Raw genomic sequence first — 15,867 nt, forward strand, 5'->3', positions numbered from 1 at the left:
TCTCGTAAACGTTTACGGAAAACGTTTCACGGCCCTGCCGTGAACGCCGTGAGGATCGGTCTGGAGGGGCCGAGAGGGAGGAGCACTGGATGATCAATGTCGTCCTGGTCGGCTGCGGAGCGATGAGCAAGGCCTGGCTCGATGCGGCCAGGCAGATCGACGGGCTCGCCATTGTCGGCCTGGTCGATCTCGACGCCGAAAGGGCGCGGGCGAGGGCGCGCGAATACGAGCTTTCCGGCGCCGTCATCGGAACCGACCTCGACGCCGTGCTCGACCAGACTAAGCCCGACGCGGTGTTCGACGTGGTGGTTCCGGCAGCCCGCCGCGAGGTCGCGTTTTCCGCCTTTGCCCATCATTGCCATCTCTTGACCGAAAAGCCACTCGCCGACAGCCCGGACAATGCGCGTGCCATTGTCGAGGCCGCCGGCAGCGCTGGGCGTATCCATGCCGTCGTTCAGAACCGCCGCTATGTCGCCAATGTCAGGCGCATCCGGCGCTTTCTCGATTCCGGCGCCATTGGTGCGCCAACCAGCATCCACGCCGATTTCTTCGTTGCGCCGCATTTCGGCGGTTTTCGCGAAGAGATGCGCCATGTGCTGCTGCTCGACATGGCGATCCACACATTCGACGCGGCCCGCTACATGGTGGCCGGCGAACCGGCCGGCGTCTATTGCCAGGAGTGGGAGCCGACCAATTCCTGGTATCGGCAAGGGTCGTCGGCAACTGCAAGCTTCGACCTCGGCGGCGGCAAGCTGTTCACCTATGCCGGCAGCTGGTGCGCGGCCGGCTTCCGCACCAGTTGGGACAGTACATGGCGGATCGTCGCCGAGCGCGGCAGCATTGTCTGGGACGGCGAGGACGGGCTGAAGGCGGAAGTCGTGCAGCCGGTCCGTGAAGGCCTGTTCGACCGCACCGAACCGATAGCCGTGCCGCCGCTCGACCCGGCCGATCGCGTCGGCGGCCATCTCGGCATTATCCAGGATTTCGTCCGCGCCGTCGAAACCGGCACCGAGCCGGAGACGCGCGGCGCCGACAACATCAAGAGCCTGGCCATGGTTTTCGCTGCGATCGAGAGCGCCGAAACCGGGCGCCGGGTCGCTATCACAGCACAGGAAGGATCATGATGCCAAACCCGCTGCTCGACATCAGGATCGGCACAATGGTGAGGGCCAATCTCGACGACCCGGCCGCCTATATCAGGCAGATTCTGCCGCTCGGCTTCGAGAGCATCCAGCCGTTCTTCTGGCAGACGCTGGGCGGCAAGGACATTCCACGGCTGGCAGGCGAGATCCGCGAGGCGATCGGCGATGCCGATGTCGTCATTTCGTCGATCGGCGTGTTCGGCAATCCGCTGGAGAGCGGCGAAGTCGATCGCGGCGTCCTCCAGGCCTGGGAAACGATCATCGACAACGCGCATCTGTTCGGCACCAGCATGGTCAGCGGCTTCACCGGCCGCATCCGCGGCAAGCCGCTGCCAGACAGCCTGCCACGTTTCCGCGGGGTCTGGGGGAAGTTGGCAAAACGTGCTGCTGACAAGGGCGTGCGCATTGCTTTCGAGAACTGCGCCATGGACGGCAACTGGGCGAGCGGCGACTGGAACATCGCCCATAATCCGGACGCCTGGGAGCTGATGTTCAACGAATTGCCGGACGACAATCTCGGCCTGGAGTGGGAGCCCTGTCATCAGCTGGTCTACCTGATCGACCCGATCCCGCAGATCCGCAAATGGGCGCCGCGCATCTTCCACGTCCATGGCAAGGACGCGACGGTGCGCTGGGACGTGATCCGCGAGCATGGCGTGTTCGGCCGCCTGCCATTCGTGCAGATGCGCACGCCAGGCTTTGGCGACAGCGACTGGACGCGGGTGATCAGCGAATTGCGGCTCGCCGGCTACAAGGGCGCCATCGACATCGAAGGCTGGCACGACCCGGTCTATCGCGGCGACCTCGAGATCACCGGACAAGTCCGAGCACTTGACTATCTCAAGCAATGCAGAGGAGGCACGACCTATCTGCCGAGCCCAGCTTGAGGATCGGCCGGCGGGAGGAGCCGGCTAGTGAGCATTGCGGCGCATTGCCGAAGCGATCGTCGAAACCCCTCGGCTAGCGAGGGAACAAAGGGAGGAACGTGCATGAGCATTACGATGAGAAGGACAGTTCTGCGCTCGACCGTCGCGGCGGCCGTCACGGCGTTCGCCGCCGCACTCTCGACCTTGCCGGCGCAGGCGCTCGACGCCCAATGGTGCAAGGACGTCCATATCCGCTTCTTCGTCGGCGGCGCCGAGGGCGATGCCTTCGGCACCATCGTCTACAATGGCGCCAAGCAGGCGGCAGCCGATCTCGGACCCAAGGTCGACTACATCTTTTCCCAGTGGGATGTCGAGAAGATGGTGCAGCAATTGCGCGAGGCTGTCGCGGTCAAGCCCGGCGGCATCGCCATGATGGGCCACCCGGGCGACGCTTCGATCATGCCGCTGGCCGAACAGGCGCACAAGGACGGCATCAAGATGATGTACCAGAATGTGCCGGTGCCGAAGGTCACGGCGGCGTTCGGCGGCGGCTATGTCGGCGCCCAGCAAGAGCAGCAGGGCCGCGCGCTTGGCGCCGAGGCGGTCAAGCTGGCCGGGCTCAAGGCCGGCGACAAGACGATCATGATCGGCCCGTTCGAGAACGAAAGCCGCGGCGCGCGCGAGCGCGGCACTGTCGCTGCCCTCAAGGAGGCGGGCGTCGAGGTCATACAGCTCTCCTCGCCGCCAAGCGGCGAATGGGCTTCCGACCCCAATCTCGCCATTCCGGTGATCACCGCGGCACTGCTCAACAATCCCGACGTCAAGGCGGTTGGCTATCCCGGTGGACAGATGCTCGGCAACGTCGCCACTTACATGCAGGCGGCGGGCAGGAAGCCGGGCGATATCTTCAACTTCGGCTTCGACACCAGCCCGCAGATCGTCGAGGGCTTCAAGGGCGGCTGGGTCCAGCTGACGGCCGACCAGCAGCCGTTCCTGCAAGGCTATCTGCCGATCCTCAGCCTCTGCCAGCAGGTGGTGCTCGGCCTTGCGCCGATGAATGTCGACACCGGCGCCGGCTTCGTCACGCCACAGAATTACGAGATCGTCGCCGAGCTCGCCAAGCAGGCGCTGCGCTGACCTCCCAAGCCGTCGGCCGGGATCGAGCCCGGCCGGCGGGACCGCCGGCGAAAAAGCCGGCACGCGACAATCAAGCGAGGATCGCCATGGCCGAACGCATCATCGAACTGCGCGACATCAGCAAGTCCTATGGCCAGGTCTATGCGCTGGGCGGGGTCAATCTCAGCGTCGATCGCGGCGAGGTGGTCGGCCTGATCGGCGACAACGGCGCCGGCAAGTCGACGCTGATCAAGATCCTGTCCGGCGTGGTCAAACCGACCAGCGGCGAGATTCTCGTCCGCGGCAAGCCGGTGACCGGATGGAGCCCTGCGCGCTCGCGCGACGCCGGCATCGAGACCGTGTTCCAGGACCGGGCGCTCGCCGTGCAGCAGACGATCGTGCGCAATATCTTCATGGGCCGCGAACTCACCGGCTGGCTTGGCTGGCTGAAGGTCAACAAGGAGATCGCGGAGGCGAGCCGGCTGATGCGCGAGATCGGCTTCACCTCGAAAGTGTTCACGCCACAGTCGATCGTCGGCCAGCTCTCGGGCGGCGAACGCCAGGGCGTGGCGATCGCGCGGGCCATCTATAAGAAGGCGGAGCTGATAGTCCTCGACGAACCGACGACAGCGCTATCGCTGACCGAGACCGCCAAGGTCTTCCACTTCGTGCGCCAGGTGCGGGCGAGCGGACGCTCGATCCTGTTCATCGGCCACAATATTCACCACGTCTTCGATATCGCCGATCGCTTCGTGGTGCTGGACCGCGGCAAGGTCGCGCTCACCGCCGACCGCAGGGAGGTCAAATCGGCCGAAGACCTGATCAATTTCATGGAAGACGTCGCCCACCCCAGCGGATTGCCGGGCTTGCACGACGCGGGCGATGCGGGGAGGGCGGCACGATGAGCAAGACCATGGAACCCGATCTGCAGAGCCCCCTCGGCGGCACGCATGGCGAAACCGCCGGGAAAGAGTGGAGACACCCGTCCGACAATTGGCTGCGCGGGTTCATCCTCGACAACCGCGCCGCGCTCGGCACGCTTGCCGTGTTCATCGTCATGATGGCGGTGTTCATGATCGCCAACCCGATCGTGTTCACCACCTGGTATCTCTACAGTTCCGTGCTGACCACGCTGCCGGTGGCGCTGTTCGTGGTGGTGCCGCTGGTCTTCGTCGTCACCTGCGGCGAGATCGACCTGTCGTTTCCGGCGACGATGGGCTTTGCCTCCTGGGTCTTCGCGCTGGTCGTGCAGGCCGGCTACGATCCGTTCCTCGGCATCGCCGCCGCAATCGTCACCGGCATGCTGCTCGGCTTCCTGGTCGGCTCGCTGGTCGTCTATGGCGGGCTGTCGTCGCTGATCGCCACGCTCGGCATGAATTTCCTCCTGCGCGGCCTGATCCAGATCATCAACGAGGGCAGGTCGACGGCGCTGACCGGCCTTGCCGACAGCTGGGCCTACAAGATCTTCTCCAGCCAGCTCTACGGCATTCCGGTGCAGATCTTCTGGGCCATCGCCTTCGTCGTGCTGTCGGCGCTGCTCTACAACCGCCATCGTTTCGGCGCCCAGGTCAAGGTGGTCGGCGACAATCCCGACAGCGCCCAGCAGATGGGCATTGACGTCAAGCGCGTGCGGGTAAAAGTGTTCGTCTTCGTTGGCATTGGCGCTGCGATCGCCGGCACGTTTTCGGTGATGATCAACTTCACCTGGTGGCCGACCGCCGGCGACGGCTACCTGCTGCCGGTGCTGGCATCGGTGTTCGTCGGCGGCACGCCGACCTGGGGTGGCATCGGCACGGTCGTCGGCGGTGCCATTGGCGCGGTCACGGTCTCTTTCATCCAGACCGGCGTCGTCGCGGCGGGACTGAGCGGCTTCTACGTCCAGTTCTTCAACGGCCTGATCATCATCCTGTCGCTGCTCGGCCACAAATGGAACCAGGCGCGGTATCGGTGAGGGGCTCTAACGACTTAACAAGTCGACAATTGCATGATTTATCCGCGAAAATCCGTCGATAATGCCATCTGTAACGGAATCCAAAGCTCGGCCATATCCGTCGTTTAGGTTCGCGGTATCAAATCCAAGTTTCCGGAGCGTTTGCAAAGTCTCCCCAATCGTTTCGTGTGCGTCAGCGATTCTTAGATCATTATTTAGAAACAGAGGTGCCATTGCGGCATTCCTGCTACGCCAACCCTCGGGCTCTACCTCGCTTTGGAAGGCATCCCTAAGTTCCTCGTTGGCATTAAGGCGTTCGACGATATTCAAGAGGCTTTCTAATAGCTTGAGACCTCCGAGTTGTTTAACTGTTGCTCGGGCGCATCCAGCTTTTTCCAAGGGGGATTTGAGGAACCCATCCGGCACGCACTGCGAAATTTCATGCAGACTCTTGCATCTGGCCAGAAACGCTTGCTGACTCATATCTAAGGGCGCGACTTGGGCTAGACGCGAGAGTTGAGGGTAGGCGAGCCAACCGTTTGCGCGGACTTCCGCTCTTGAAAACCCAACTAGATCGGTTGCCGTTTTTTGTATGCCGACGATTGCAGCAATTGCGCAAAGATTGTCACCTAGATCAAGTAGTTGATCGAGAAGACGCTGCACTTTTGAAACGATATGCTCTTCCAACAGATCGAAATGCGCAACATCCGCCGCCGCCATTGCGAAACCATGTGCGTGCAATATTTCACGATCGGGTTTCGGTTTATAGAGATCCCTCATTGGAACACGGATAAGATTGCGGCCTACGCGAACGCAATCACTAAAGCCCCACTGCCCCCTGTAAGAAGGACTGCACCACCAACGGTCATGGCCGTTAACAGGTGTAGTGTCGTAGAAGTCGCTTTGTTCATACCGCTGTAAAAATTTGTCATTTAGAAAGACGACATTACGCTCCACAAGTGCGTCTGCGCGAGCGTGGGTCATGGTATCTGCTATATCAGGCCAGATGACTCCATCTGCGCTTTGCTCGGGACTAAGCTCAGGCGAGACGGCGTTAACGGTTGCCCATACCTGAATTAGAAGTCCGTTCTGATGCTCACGGATATCCAGTTCATACCAACCGCCTTTGGGTTTGATTGCGGTATGACTTTTCCCCTGCATTAAATCTCGGAGTTCAGAAACATCCGGAAGAAGTTTTTGGTAGTAAAATACACGTACTCCATGTGCACCGCGCATCCAGAGATATTTACGCAGGTATTCGTTGGACATCTTCCAGCTAATATTGCGTGAGGCTCTCCAATAAAACTCGTTCGAAATTTCACCTTCTGCCACGCTGAATTCTGGCAGTGAGAGATCGTCATAGACGACTCTCTGACTTTCGTTTCCGACGCAACGAGGTGAAAGCCCCAGCGCCATCCAGACCTTCTCGGCGAGATTATAGGTGTAAAATGAGCCGTTGCCCCATGATGCAACGATGTATTCATGTCCCGAAACAGATGGAGAGAAGATCCTCGAGCTGCCTTTTTTGTCAAAAAAAGGTACAGAAAAAGCAACGACCCCGTATCCTGCCTCATCCAGTAGTGGCGTCATCTCGTGGTCGTCGTTGGCCACCACAACTGCCATAAGCATGTGAACACACTCACGGTCAGGCCCGTGTATATCGACCTCAAATCGAGAGGTGACTTCCACCACCTGTCGTGAAGTTGGGCTAATAGGTTCGAGCAGAGTTCGAAGCCTGTTTGGCAAAAACGCATCTGGAATTGGAAAATCTGATAGGTATTCAAATGGCTTTTTCAATTCTTGTATCTTCAATGGCGTTGACGGATTTCTGTATGTCTTAAATAGATATTCAGATATCACACCCCCGTCACAAACCCGTCCAGCACGCGTTTCTGGCCGGCTTTGTCGAAGTCGATGGTCAGCTTGTTGCCTTCGATGGCCGAGATGTTGCCGTTGCCGAATTTCTGGTGGAAGACGCGGTCGCCGACATTGAAGGGGGACGGCGTGTCGGCGACGGATTTGGCGACCAGCTCGCCATCGATGGTGCGGCCCTTGATCGAGGTGCGGCCGGCGCCGTAGCCGGAGTCGGTTTCGCCATAGCCGATGCGCTCGACCTGGTGGCCGGAGCGCGTGCCCCAATTGCGGTCGGTCGCCTCGGTGCGGTTGGCCTGAGCACGCTGCCAGCCCGGCGTCGCATAGGTGCTGGAGAAAGCGCCGGATTTCTCGGCGCCGTTATTGCCGCCGATGTTGTCGAAGCGCGATGCTCCATAGGGGTTCTGCCTGCCCGCCCCTTGGCCGCCACGACCGGAGGCGAACGAGCCGCCATAGGCATTGCCGTAGCCGCCATAGGAGTTGCCGCTCTCGGAAACTTCGACATGGGCTTCCGGCAGTTCGTCGAGGAAGCGCGACGGGATGGTCGACTGCCAGAGGCCGTGGATGCGGCGGTTGGAGACGAACCAGATGTGCAGGTTCTTCTTGGCGCGGGTCAGGCCGACATAGGCGAGGCGGCGTTCCTCCTCCAGCCCGGAGCGGCCACCCTCGTCGAGGGAACGCTGGTGCGGGAACAGGCCTTCCTCCCAGCCGGGCAGGAACACGGTTTCGAATTCGAGGCCCTTGGCCGAATGCAACGTCATGATGTTGACGGCATCGAGCTCGGCGTTCTGCTCGGCGTCCATGACGAGTGCGACATGTTCGAGGAAGGAGCGCAGCGATTCGTACTCCTCCATGGAGCGGATCAACTCCTTGAGGTTTTCCAGCCGGCCCGGCGCTTCGACCGAGCGGTCGTTCTTCCACATGTCGGTGTAGCCGCTCTCCTCCAAAATGGTCTCGGCGAGCTCGGTGTGCGGGGTGGTTTCCAGAGCCTTCTGCCAGCGTTCAAAATTGGCGGCGACCTCGCGAAGTGCGGCGCGCGGCTTCGGCTTCAGCTCGTCGCTCTCGGCGAGTTTTGCCGCCGCCTCCAGCATCGGGATGCGCAGCGCGCGTGCGGTATCATGGATCTGGCGGATGGTGGCCTCGCCAAGCCCGCGCTTCGGCACGTTGACGATGCGCTCGAAGGCGAGGTCGTCGGCGCCTTGCGCGACGACGCGGAAGAAGGCCAAGGCGTCGCGGATCTCGAGCCGCTCATAGAAGCGCGGGCCGCCGATGACGCGGTAGTTGAGGCCGAGCGTGACGAAGCGGTCCTCGAACTCGCGCATCTGGAAGGACGCGCGGACGAGGATCGCCATATCGTTGAGCTTGTGCTTCTGGCGCTGGTAGGCCTCGATGGTTTCGCCGACGGCGCGGGCCTCCTCCTCTGAATCCCAGGCGGCGTGGACATGCACTTTCTCGTCGTCCTCGGCGATCTTTTCGGTGAACAGCGTCTTGCCGAAGCGCCCCTCATTGTGGGCGATGAGATGGGAGGCAGTGCCGAGGATGTGCGCGGTGGAGCGGTAGTTGCGCTCCAGCCGGATGATGGTGGCGCCTGGGAAATCCTTGTCGAAGCGCAGGATGTTGTCGACCTCGGCGCCGCGCCAGCCATAGATCGACTGATCGTCGTCGCCGACGCAGCAGATATTGACGGTGGCCGGGCGCGGGCTTCCCTCCCCCTTGAGGGGAGGGTGGCCGGGCGAAGCCCGGTCGGGTGGGGTCCGTGCGGCAGTGCTCGACCTACTGGCGGCAGTGCTCGACGCACTGGCGGTGCCTTCTGCGGCAACCCCCTCCGCCCGCTTCGCGGGCACCTCCCCCTCAAGGGGGGAGGATTGCGGCCGCTGCGCCAGCAGGCGCAGCCACATGTATTGGGCGGTGTTGGTGTCCTGGTATTCGTCGACGAGGATGTATTTGAAGCGCTTGTGGTATTCCTTCAGCACATCCGGATTGGCGCGGAAGATGCGGATCGGGTGGCAGAGCAGGTCGCCGAAGTCGCAGGCGTTCAGCGTCTGCAGCCGCTCCTGATAGGCCTTGTAGAGCTCGCGGCCCTTGCCGTTGGCGAATGCACGGGCGTCGCCCTCGGGGATGTCGGCGGGGCCAAGGCCCTTGTTCTTCCAGCCGTCGATCATCTGGGCGAACTGCTTGGCCGGCCAGCGCTTGTCGTCCAGCCCTTCGGCCTGGATGAACTGCTTGATCAGGCGCACGACGTCGTCAGTGTCGAGAATGGTGAAGTCGGATTTGAGCCCGGCCAGCTCGGCATGTCGGCGGAGCAGCTTGACGCCGATCGAGTGGAAGGTGCCGAGCCACGGCATGCCCTCGACATTGCCTTCGCCGATCAACAGGCCGATGCGCTGCTTCATCTCGCGCGCCGCCTTGTTGGTGAAGGTGACGGCGAGGATCTGCGAGGGGAAGGCCTTGCCGGTGGCAAGGATGTGGGCGATGCGGGTGGTCAAGACACGCGTCTTGCCGGTGCCGGCGCCGGCCAGCACAAGGACCGGGCCTTCGGTGGTTTCCACCGCCAGCCGCTGCTCGGGGTTGAGGCCGTTGAGATAATCGGGCGCGTTGTTTTGATTGCTGCGGGCAGCCATGGCGCGCGCGGCAATGCCCGACGGGGCCACGGGCCGCGCGTTCGGTTCGTCAAAAAAGGGCATGTCTTCCGAAAAGCCGGACATCTCCCCCCGAATGTAGTGATTCGGCAGGGAAAGGCCAGAAGTGTCTCCGTTTTGTTCCGGCAAAGCACCTGAACGGTGTGATACCCGCCTGCTCAGGCCTTGCGGTAACCAAGCGCGACGAACAATCGGTGTCCGAACGAGCGCGCTTCCACTGCCATCACCGCGCTCAGAGCAGTCAGCATCTGATCGTAGTAGTGGTGTCCGGCGGACGACGCCAGGAATGTCGAATAAAGTTTGAGCTCTTCAAGCGGCAGATCCCTGTATGTGTAGGCAGCACTTTCCATGACGTTTTTTTCGATTGTCTGACGAACTTTTGCGTATTGCCGATGCACCAGAGCCATGATCTGGTCATCCGGGAGGGGTTTTCCTGCCGCTCCCAGTACGCCAGAAAACATCGCGTAGCCTATATTCAGCGCCATTGCTTCTCCCGTGTCGACGGCGCTGATGTCATCCATGATCTTCCTGTACAATTCGAGACGGACCGCATCCTTGGATGGAAGCTCGGCGAGGATGCGTTTGCCGTCTGTCCTCTTGCTTTCCTTACCTTCAGAACCAGACGATTGAATTTCCAGAGCGGTCACGCGTTTGCCCAAAGCCGAAGCGTAGAACGTGGCAAGATCGGACAGATCGGCAGCGGCCAGCTTGTCCGCCATCTGCGATTCGACGGCCGTCTCCATTCTGGCGCCGTCAAAGGAGCCTTCCATCGCAGCCGACCAGGCTTCATGGAAATTTTTCGACAGGGGTTCCGGTATGGACTTTATGCCATTGGCGATATTGGGACCAATGCCCATCAGCATCTCATGAAAACCGTTTGCCCTGTTGATCTCGCCGATCGTCTGTGCCGGCGCGGCCACTGTCGCGGCGACCAGGCCGAGGAGGAGAGCACACACGACAAGCACTGCTCGCGTCGTAGGCACAAGGAATGACGTCACTCTGGTTGCTCCAAGGTTTCGGTGGCTCAAGGCAGATTGCTGGAAAATCTGGATACCGGCAAGGTGAGATCGCTACTTTAGCGTGTGGCCTCGAATTTGCCATTAAGCGTGAAAATCAGCAGCGTCCTCGTTGGTCCGATCATGGATTGCTTCGAGCTCGCTTGACACGCAAGGCGGGCCGGAGAAAGTTGTGCTCGGGGCAGGAGCGCAATGCCGGGTTGCCCATGGACGCGTCGCGGAGCACACCAGTCGAAGGAGCACCGTCTTGGCTGTCGTTATCACCTCCCTGATCCTTTTCCTCATCGGCCTGGCGCTTGGCGGCGGCGGCATCTGGCTCGTGACGCTGGGCGGCAGCTGGTATTACGTCATCGCCGGTATGGCTTTCCTTGTCGCCGCCTGGCTGCTCTACAGGCGCAGATCCACGGCGCTGTGGCTCTACGCGGCGATCGTGCTCGGCACGCTCGCCTGGGCTGTCTGGGAAACCGGCTTCGACTGGTGGGAGCTAGGCCCGCGCGGCGGCATTATCGTGCTTGTCGCGCTGTGGCTGTTGACGCCATGGGCGCGGCGCGGGCTTACCGGTCCCGACGGACGCGCGCCGCTGATCCTCGCGGTGCTGGCATCGCTCGGCGTCGCCGGTTATTCGATGACGACCGATCCGAAGGATATTGCCGGCCAACTCAACACCGACAAGGTGACGCCGACGGCCGATCTCGGCGGCAACGTGCCGGCCGGCGAATGGCACTATTACGGTCGCACGCAATATGGCCAGCGCTATTCGCCGCTCGACCAGATCACCCCGGAAAACGTCGCCAATCTGCAGCCGGCCTGGACCTATCAGACCGGCGACGTGAAAGGGCCCGACGACATCGGCGAGACGACCTATCAGGTGACGCCGCTGAAGATTGCCGACACGCTCTACATCTGCACGCCGCATAATTTCGCGATCGCCATCGATGCCGCGAGCGGCAAGGAGAAATGGCGCTTCGATCCACAGGTCAAGCTCAACAAGGACCGCCAGCACCAGACCTGCCGCGGCGTGTCCTATTATGCCGACGCCAAGACCGCCGCTGGCCAGCCCTGCGCCACACGCATCTATCTGCCGACATCCGACGCCCGACTGATCGCGCTCGACGCCGCGAATGGCCAGGTCTGTCCGACATTTGCCGAAACCGGCACGCTGAACCTGCTCGCCAACATGCCATATCCGAAGCCGGGCTATTATTATTCGACGTCGGCGCCGCTGATCGTCGCCAACAAGATCATCGTCGGCGGCGCGGTCAACGACAATTATTCGACCGAGGAGCCGTCCGGTGTCATTCGTGCCTTTGACGTCGACACAGGCGCCTTGATTTGGAACTGGGATTCCGGCAATCCGGACCAGACGACGCCGCTGCCGCCCGGCCAGACCTATACCCACAACTCGCCCAACATGTGGTCGACGGCGAGCGCCGACGAGAAGCTCGGTCTGCTCTATGTGCCGCTCGGCAACAAGACGCCGGACCAGCTCGGCGCCGGGCGCAGCGCCAATGACGAGAAATTCTCCTCCTCGATCACCGCGCTCGACCTCAACAGTGGTCAATTGCGCTGGGTGCGGCAGACCGTGCATCACGATCTCTGGGACATGGACGTGCCGGCGCAGCCGACGCTGGTCGACATCACAACGGCTGGCGGCGTGGTGCCGGCGCTGGTCGGGCCGACCAAGCAGGGCGACCTCTACGTGCTCGACCGGCGCAGCGGCGAGCCGATCGTTCCGGTCAAGGAAGTGCCGGCACCGGGCGGCGCGATCGAGGGCGACCATACCTCGCCAACGCAGCCGGTCTCGGACCTGAGCTTCAATCCGAAGCCGCTGACCGGCGCCGACATGTGGGGCATCACCATGTTCGACCAGCTGGCCTGCCGGATCGAGCTCCGGAAGCTGCGCTATGAGGGCCGCTATACGCCCCCGTCGCTGCAAGGCTCACTGATCTATCCCGGCAATTTCGGCACCTTCAACTGGGGCGGCGCGGCAGTCGATCCGGTCCGGCAGGTAATGTTCGGCATGCCGACATACCTGGCGTTCATCTCCAAACTGGTGCCGCGCGCCGACGTGCCGCCGCCGGGCGATACCAAAGGCAGCGAACAGGGCCTCAACCGCAATGACGGTGCGCCTTACGCAGTGATATTGAAGCCGTTTCTGTCGCCGCTCGGCATTCCCTGCCAGGCGCCGCCCTGGGGCTATGTGGCGGGTGCCGATCTCCGGACCGGCAAGATCGTCTACAAGCACCGCAACGGCACCGTCTACGACATGACGCCGCTGCCGCTGCCATTCAAGGTCGGCGTGCCCGGCATTGGCGGGCCGATGATCACCGCCGGCGGCGTCGCCTTCCTCGGTGCGGCGGTCGACGACTATGTGCGCGCTTACGACCTGACGACCGGCAAGCAGCTCTGGCAGGCGCGGCTGCCGGCGGGCGGGCAGTCGACGCCGATGACCTACACGGTAGCCGACGGACGCCAGTTCGTCGTCATCGTTGCCGGCGGCCACGGCTCGGTCGGCACCAAGCCGGGTGATTATGTGATGGCTTATACGCTGCCGAAGTAGAAGGTCCTTCAGAGCCCGAGATGCCCTTTCAGGTCGGGTACCGATGCAAGTACCTCATTGGTCAGCTGCGGGCCGGCGGCTGTCTCGGCCTGCTGGACCAGCATCGTGCCGGCCTGGCTGATCTGTGCGAGAGTAAGGCCTGACGCCTTGAGTATGGCGACGCCGTTGATCAGCGCGCCGGTCTTTTCGCCGAGAGCGCCGCCGAGCGCGCCCTCCAGCGACGACAGGAGGCCACCGCCGGAAGCCGCGCCGGGAGCCATGACATCATATTGCTTGGCCAGGGCCTCGGCGCCCGGAATCTTGGCGAAGAAGCTGGACAGGGTCGTGCCTTCCGCCTCGTGTTCGAGCACCGAGAAAATCGTGCCGGCGATTTTTTCGGTCAAGGCCTGGTTGAGACCGGCCTTCTGGGAGACGGTGTTGATGATGTCCTGAACGTCCATGATATTCCTCAGCCTTTGCTGATTGTGGGGCGGTGCCGGTTGCCGCGGGCCTTGACCATCGATCGTCTAGCGGCGGTGATCCGCAGCGCCAGCAAAGCCATAGCGGCGAGTGCGAACCCACTTGCCAGAAGCGGGGAGGGAAAGGTCATGGGCGTAATTCCTCGTCGTCAATCAGGCATTCTTTCCTCGCCAAATGGCGCGAGCGAGGCCTAGCCTGGTAAGTTTGTTTTATATGGTGGTGCGTGCATTTAGAATTGCCACAAATGACCGAAATTTAATGACAGCGCCGCGCGGGGCATCACGGCCATCGTGCAGGGACTTATGGCAGCCCTCACTCAGCCGTGACTGGACCGGGCAAGCTTCGGCACTATGTTGCCGCGGGGGGCGATGCCCGATGCCCGAGGAGCGCGCGCCATGACAACACCTGCCGGCCCCGCCAAGCCTGCCATCACCCAGGCGATGATCGATGCCTATGACGAATACACGCATCTGACGCTCGACCGGCGGCGCTTCATGGAGCAGTTGACCAGGCTTGCCGGATCGGGTGCGGCAGCGGCCGCGATCGCGCCGCTGCTGACGGCGAATTCGGCCCAGGCGGCAATCGTCGCGGAAGACGATCCGCGCGTGAAAGGCGAGGACATCAGCTATCCGGGCAGCGGCGGCGAGATGAAGGGCTATCTGGTCAAGCCGGCGGATCAGACCGGTAAGCTCGGCACGGTCATCGTCGTGCATGAAAACCGGGGGCTCAACCCGCATATCCGCGATGTGGCGCGGCGCGTTGCGCTGGAAGGCTTCGTGGCGCTTGCGCCGGACTTCATGACGCCGCTCGGCGGCACGCCGGACGATGAAAACAGGGCGCGTGACCTGTTTTCGCAGCTCGATCCAGCACAGGTCTCCGCCAATGCAGTCGCAACGATCGCCTACCTCAAGCGAGACAAGGACGGCAACGGCAAGGTCGGCGCCGTCGGCTTCTGCTGGGGCGGCGGCACGGTAAACATGCTGGCCGTCAACGCACCGGATCTTGCCGCCGCCGTCGCCTATTACGGCATGCAGCCGAAGGCCGAGGACGTGCCGAAGATCAAGGCGCCGCTTATGCTGCACTATGCCGGGCTCGACACCCGCACCAATGCGGGCATCGACGCCTTCAAGAAGGAACTCGACGCGGCTCATGTCGAATATTCAGTCTATGTCTATGAAGGCGCCAACCATGCCTTCAACAATGACACATCGGCGGCCCGCTATGACAAGAAGGCGGCTGACCTCGCCTGGGGGCGGACGATCGCCTTCCTCAAGGAGAAGCTGGCCTGATCAGGCGGGCGCCGGCGCCGGTTTGTGAAAGGCGACGCCGGCCACCACCAAGGCGATGCCGAGACAGTCGGTGAGGCTCGGCACCTGCCGCAGCACAATGACGCCGATCAACGTTGCGGTGACCGGCAGTAATGACAGCATCAGCGCGAAGCTGGAGCGCGGCAGCCGCGACATGGCAAGCTGGTCGCAAATGTAGGGAATGACGGACGAGCAGATGCCGACGCCGACCGCCGCAAGCAGCAGCGGCGGCGCCGAGAACGCCGGCAGTGCATCGCTAAACCCGATCGGCAGAACGATGAAAAGGGCGACCGCCATGGCGGCACCCAGTCCCGCGATGCCATTGCCGGCGCCGGCGCGCGCGACGCGGTGGCCGAGCACGATATAGAAGACGAACAGCGCCCCGTTGAGGAAGGCCCAGAACAGGCCGACAGGATCGCTCGACCATTTGACGTCTATCAGCAGCAAGGTTCCGGCGAGCGCGACGGCAAGGGCGGCGAGATTGCGCGGGCTTCTGAGGCCGACAAGCGCGACGCCGATGGTGCCGACGAATTCGATAGCCGCCACCAGCGAGATCGGCAAGCGGTCAAGCGCTAGGTAGAACGAGCAATTCATCACGCCAAGGCAGACGCCGAAGGCCAGAAGCAACAACCGCGTCGAGCGATCAGCGCGGGTGAAGACCGCCCATGGCCGGGTCAGCGGGGCAAAGACAAGCGCAGCGGTGGCGATGCGCAGCCACGCCATGCCGAGCACGCCGACATGCGGGAAAAGCAGCACCGCGAAGGCCGGTCCGAGATAGTGGAACACGGCGCTGACGCCGAACCAGAGATGCGGCGGCACCGAGTTTGCCAAGGTAAAGGCGGGGCCGGCGAGTGCCGGACTTGCCGCGGGGGCTTGCGTCCGATCTTCCATGGGATCAGTATCGCAGGCAACTTTTTCGATTTACATGGATGATGGCCGGGCGCTGTGGCTATTTCCTTT

The 15,867-nt window shown here is 62.3% G+C and carries 12 protein-coding genes; 7 read left to right on the top strand and 5 right to left on the bottom strand.

The window, feature by feature from the left end:
- Positions 1 to 89: 89 nt before the first annotated feature.
- From NKJ94_RS08745 to NKJ94_RS08765, 5 genes are all read left to right on the top strand, one after another.
- A complete protein-coding gene (locus NKJ94_RS08745) occupies positions 90 to 1,124 on the top strand; it encodes a Gfo/Idh/MocA family protein (RefSeq protein WP_352524338.1) in 1,035 nt (344 codons plus the stop codon).
- A complete protein-coding gene (locus NKJ94_RS08750; protein WP_352524340.1) occupies positions 1,121 to 2,029 on the top strand; it encodes a sugar phosphate isomerase/epimerase family protein in 909 nt (302 codons plus the stop codon). Before NKJ94_RS08745 ends, NKJ94_RS08750 begins: the two co-directional genes overlap by 4 nt.
- Before the next feature lie 102 nt (positions 2,030 to 2,131).
- A complete protein-coding gene (locus NKJ94_RS08755; protein WP_352524342.1) occupies positions 2,132 to 3,145 on the top strand; it encodes a substrate-binding domain-containing protein in 1,014 nt (337 codons plus the stop codon).
- Positions 3,146 to 3,231: 86 nt separating this feature from the next.
- Positions 3,232 to 4,029 (top strand): ATP-binding cassette domain-containing protein, encoded by a 798-nt coding sequence (locus NKJ94_RS08760; protein ID WP_352524344.1) that lies wholly within the window; start codon positions 3,232 to 3,234, stop codon positions 4,027 to 4,029.
- Positions 4,026 to 5,075, top strand: a complete 1,050-nt coding sequence (locus NKJ94_RS08765; protein WP_352524346.1) for an ABC transporter permease — start codon at positions 4,026 to 4,028, stop codon at positions 5,073 to 5,075. Before NKJ94_RS08760 ends, NKJ94_RS08765 begins: the two co-directional genes overlap by 4 nt.
- Positions 5,076 to 5,081: 6 nt before the next feature.
- Here NKJ94_RS08765 and NKJ94_RS08770 read toward each other — a convergent pair whose 3' ends face one another.
- The 3 genes from NKJ94_RS08770 to NKJ94_RS08780 all read right to left on the bottom strand — a co-directional run bounded on the left by NKJ94_RS08770 (position 5,082) and on the right by NKJ94_RS08780 (position 10,563).
- Entirely contained in the window at positions 5,082 to 6,851 is a 1,770-nt protein-coding gene (locus tag NKJ94_RS08770) for a hypothetical protein (RefSeq protein ID WP_352524347.1), read from the bottom strand.
- A gap of 59 nt (positions 6,852 to 6,910) precedes the next feature.
- Positions 6,911 to 9,631: an ATP-dependent helicase gene (locus tag NKJ94_RS08775; RefSeq protein WP_352524348.1), complete on the bottom strand. Its 2,721-nt coding sequence runs from the start codon at positions 9,629 to 9,631 to the stop codon at positions 6,911 to 6,913.
- A gap of 92 nt (positions 9,632 to 9,723) precedes the next feature.
- Complete coding sequence (locus NKJ94_RS08780; RefSeq protein ID WP_352524350.1) at positions 9,724 to 10,563, bottom strand: DUF2059 domain-containing protein; 840 nt, start codon at positions 10,561 to 10,563, stop codon at positions 9,724 to 9,726.
- Positions 10,564 to 10,828: 265 nt separating this feature from the next.
- Here NKJ94_RS08780 and NKJ94_RS08785 point away from each other — a divergent pair, with 265 nt between their 5' ends.
- Positions 10,829 to 13,141 carry a glucose/quinate/shikimate family membrane-bound PQQ-dependent dehydrogenase gene (locus NKJ94_RS08785; protein ID WP_352524351.1) on the top strand — a complete coding sequence of 771 codons (2,313 nt, stop codon included), beginning with the start codon at positions 10,829 to 10,831 and terminating at the stop codon, positions 13,139 to 13,141.
- An 8-nt stretch (positions 13,142 to 13,149) separates the two neighbouring features.
- Here NKJ94_RS08785 and NKJ94_RS08790 read toward each other — a convergent pair whose 3' ends face one another.
- A complete protein-coding gene (locus NKJ94_RS08790) occupies positions 13,150 to 13,581 on the bottom strand; it encodes a hypothetical protein (protein ID WP_352524353.1) in 432 nt (143 codons plus the stop codon).
- Between the two features lie 414 nt (positions 13,582 to 13,995).
- On the opposite strand from NKJ94_RS08790, the gene NKJ94_RS08795 reads away from it, so the two are divergent.
- Positions 13,996 to 14,889 (top strand): dienelactone hydrolase family protein, encoded by an 894-nt coding sequence (locus NKJ94_RS08795; RefSeq protein ID WP_352524354.1) that lies wholly within the window; start codon positions 13,996 to 13,998, stop codon positions 14,887 to 14,889.
- Here NKJ94_RS08795 and NKJ94_RS08800 read toward each other — a convergent pair whose 3' ends face one another.
- On the bottom strand, positions 14,890 to 15,798 hold the full coding sequence (locus NKJ94_RS08800) for an EamA family transporter (RefSeq protein WP_352524355.1): 909 nt from the start codon (positions 15,796 to 15,798) through the stop codon (positions 14,890 to 14,892). It lies immediately after the preceding gene.
- Positions 15,799 to 15,867 lie beyond the last annotated feature (69 nt).

The organism is Mesorhizobium sp. M0060 (assembly GCF_040323155.1).
Lineage (GTDB): Bacteria > Pseudomonadota > Alphaproteobacteria > Rhizobiales > Rhizobiaceae > Mesorhizobium.